The organism is Reyranella sp., from assembly GCF_050185545.1.
In the GTDB taxonomy this organism is placed as follows: domain Bacteria; phylum Pseudomonadota; class Alphaproteobacteria; order Reyranellales; family Reyranellaceae; genus Reyranella.
On record NZ_JBFWZI010000081.1, the window covers coordinates 1 to 4129 of the forward strand.

Below are 4129 nucleotides of genomic sequence, written 5' to 3' on the forward strand. Positions count from 1 at the left end.
CCGTTGGCATTCCTCGCGCCTTCGCTAAGGTCGCCCTCTTGGGATGTGGGGTGACTTGGGATGACGAACTATTCATGGTGTGGGACAGCCGGCACGCCCGAAGGCTTCAGCGACCCGACCAACTGGATCGACCTCGACGCGGGGAAGATCGGGGTGGGCGTTCCGGGGGCCGCCGACTCCGTCAAGATCGCCGCTCTGGCGCACGTCGTGATCGGCCCGACCGAGAACGTGACGCTCTCGACGTTGAAGGTCCGGTTCCAGTTCAGTGACGAGAATTACGTCTGGGTCGACGGCAGCCTGAGGGTGCTGGACGAGGTTCTGTTCGAGGATGATCGAGGCAATCTCAGGTTCACCGGGACCTTTACCCTCGATGGCACCGGCGACGGCGCTGCCATGGATGTCGACCGGCTGCAGATCGGCGGAACTGCTCCCGTTTCTGCTCGCAATGTGGTCAGCGTCGATGACGACGGCATGCTGCGGGTGCTGGGCAATGCCCTTGTCACGACCAAGACGCTCGACATCTTCGGCCGGGGTGGCCTGGAGATCACCGGCGGCGGCACGGTCGATGTCACGGGACCCGTCGTCATTCACCAGGACGCGATCGGCCCGGCGGTCTCGGTCGACGGGTTGAACAGCGCTCTTCTGGTTCACGGCGACCTGGCCGTCGACGGCTATCTTTTCTTCACCCGGGGCGCACGCGGAACCGCAGACACAGCGACGGTCAGTTCGGCCGATCCTGCCAGCCTGATTGTCGGAGATTTCACGGGTGAAAGCATCTTCTCGTCGTTCGTCGCAAACGCGGTGACCCTAGGCGACGGTCAGGGTGGCTTCGGCGATCTCATCGCCCTGGGGAACGGCCAGATATTCATCGGCGACAGTTTGACGCTGCTCAACCCGATCTCGGATGCAGCGACTTTTTCCGGGACGCTGTCCACCTTCGAGGGCGGCTTCATCGAGATCGGCGGACTTCACGGAGCGCCGGCCAATACCATCCAGGTCGATGAGGCCGGGATGTCGGTCGGCCTGATCGGCCATGGCATGATGCGGACAGGGACGTTGCACAACGACGGCATCGTCCAGGCTCAGGGAGGCTTGATGTCCGTTGCCGGCAATGTCGCCGGCGATGGTCTCTTTCGCGTGACCGACGGTGCCACCCTCGAGATCGACGGCAGCTTCGGCAGTGGCGCGACGGTGGAGTTGACGGGCAGCTTCAGCTCTCTGGTCCTGGATCAACCGGGCGGCTTCCAGGGGGCAATTGCATCGATCGACACCACCGACACGATCCGATTGAACAAGACAGGCAGTGCGCTGGGCAACGCGGTTCAGTCCGCCGTCATAACGTCAGGGCTCCAGGGGGAGCAGTTCCTGACGATATTCCAGGACGGTGGGCTGTTTCCAATCAACTACCGCATCAGCGGAGCGGCAAGCCTGGCCGGCCACCGTTTCGAGGTCACCGAGAGTGTCGATCACACGTCGACGTCCCTGACCCTGACGCCACACGGCACCGTAACATCCTATTACCTCGACAACGCAGGAAAGGCGGTCGTCGCGTTCATCTGGGGCGATGACCTCGGCGGAAACACGAGTATTTTCGTAAACCCGGACGGCAGTGCAGTGGGCAGCGCCAACGGCCTCGGCGACGAGTTCGGCATCATCGACTTTCGCAACAATCAGCTGAACGGAGCCGAGCACTACTGGATCGCCGGCAACGGCGAGCAGGCATATCTCAAGTTCACCTATGACAACAGCGAGCTGCCGGTCATCAATCCCGCCATTGCGGTACAGATTCCGACGACACCTTCCCCAGGCCTCCTGCACAACCTTTGGTATACGTTTCGCCACGCCGAGCTGGCGTCCATCACGGCGGATGACGGATTTGGGCACTCCGGCACCGCCGAGAGCGTCAGCCACTTCATACATTCCGTGTTCGACGGAGGTCTGGCTACGATCATTGCGTCGTCTCTGTCCCTGGTCGCGAGTCCTCCGGCCTCGGCGGTTGGGTTTGGGGCCGGTCAAACGCCAGAGCCAGTCGGCATCTCGGCGGAACCTGGCTTTGCCCTCATCGGCGAGGAGTGGGATCCGACAACGCATGTCCTGAAGAGCTTCACGACCGAGGAATACTTCCAGGGCACGGTCAATATGATCAGCTCGTGGATACGCAACGCCGATGGCAGTTATACCAGGAGCGATACCTTTCCGGGCGTGGCGGCTGCCCCGGTCGTAGGCACCTATGACGCCGACTACATGAACGGGCACGTCCTGCCGCTTATCGCAAGCGTCAGCGTGCCGAGTGCGCCCATCATGCAGAGCGTCGGCGGAAGGCTGATCCAGGCAAACATCGGCGCCTTGCTGGTTGGCAAGTTCGGAACGCCCTTGAGCGTGGTCACGGGCCAGCCGCTGGCGGGGGCCGTGTTTCTCGGGCTCAACGGCGCAGCACTCATCGGCCAGGAGGCTGTCGGTCTGATCGGCCAGGACGGCGGCAGTTTGATTGGACAAGACGGCGGCAGCTTGATTGGCCAGGACGGTGGCAGCCTGATCGGCGAGGACGGCGCCAGCCTGGCAGCCAGGGACGCCGCAAGGCTCATTGGGCAGGACGGTGGCAGCCTGATTGGCCCGGACGGCGGCAGCATCGTTCCCGCTGGCGCGGTCGGTGTGGCCTCACTGGATGTTGGTGCGCCGGCAGTCGGGGGTACAGGCACGATTGCCAGCGCCGGCGCCACTCTCCTGGCGAGTGTCGGCGGGAACCTGATTGCCGGCGCCGGCGGCAGTACCGTCGATGCCGGTGGCGCCAACATGCTTACTCTGTGGGGGACCGCCACGCCGGGAAGATATGCCGCGAGCGCGGTGGTGTTTGCGGATGCCAACGGCAGCGGCAAGCTCGACAACGGCGAGGCGTGGGCGGCCACTGACGCCACCGGGCATTTCCAGCTCTATGGTGGCTGGGGAACCCTGATCCTGGTGGGCGGTGTGGACACGGGCACCAACCTGCCACTGACGGTGGTCCTGAAGTCGCCTCTCGGGTCGACCGGCATCTCCTCGCTTACCACCCTGGCGAGCGGGCTGGCCGACGATGACGGCGACGTGGACGGCGCGATCAGGCAACTGCAGTCGGCGCTGGGCCTGAACGGCAGCGTCGATTTCACGGTCATCGATCCGATCGCCGGCACCGAGAATGGCGACCTCCCCAGTGCCAAGGTCTATGTCGAGACCGCCAAGGCCATGGACACGGTGCTGCTGATCGGCGCCGGTTTCGCCGGACTCGGTGCCAACCAGTCGAAGGCCCACCAGGCCGCCTTCGCGGCGATGGTCGATACCATCAACAAGAACGGCACACTGAACCTGTCGGATAAGGCGACGGTCGACGGCCTCGTGACCTCGGTCGGCACTGCACTCGGCACCCCACCGGCTTCGATCGCTGGCAGCATCGTCGACAGCATCATCTCGACCAGCCAGCTTCTCGACAAGCTTCTGGCAGACGAAGTCAGCGGCAGTGGCCTGACCGACGGTATCACCATGGTCGAAACCGCGGTCCAGGGGACTCTCGTGGCCGGCCTCGCCACCTCGGCCGGCGATCCAGACAAGCTCGGACCGGCAGCACTGCTGCTGCAGGCCGCTTCCGATGACGGAAAGAGCGTGGTGACGCCAAACCACGTGGTCACCATTACCGTCGTTGCCAGCGAGACGGTGAACGTGACCGGCACGCCGACCTTGCTGCTCAGCAACGGCAAGGCGGCGAGCTATTCCGGCGGCAGCGGCGGGAGTTCGTTGATCTTCGAGTACGTGGCGCAGGCAGGCGACGGCGCTGGCGATCTTTCGGTCGTGAGCCTTTCGCTCGGCGCGGATGGCGGCATCGCGGATACGTCGGGCAATGCGCTCGCCGGCACCGTCGCCGGCGGCCTCGGTCTTTCGCTCGACACCGGCGCCTTGGTCTCAGTCTCGCCGCTCGGCGCGACGAAGGCGGAAGGGAGCGGGGGCGGGACGACGGCTTTCACGTTCACCCTGACACGGACGGGCGATACGTCGGTGCCGCACAGCGTGTCATGGTCGGTGTCGGGCTCGGGCGCAGTCGCCGCCGATCCGCAGGACTTCAGCGGCAGCACGCTGAACGGCGGCTCGGTGACGTTCGCGG

The 4129-nt window shown here is 64.6% G+C and carries 1 protein-coding gene; it reads left to right on the forward strand.

Annotated features, from left to right (window positions below; all coding sequences use genetic code 11):
• Window positions 1–60 precede the first annotated feature (60 nt).
• Window positions 61–4129, forward strand: a 4069-nt coding sequence (locus AB7O82_RS20770) for a beta strand repeat-containing protein (RefSeq protein WP_428620052.1), incomplete at its 3' end; no start/stop codon positions are given.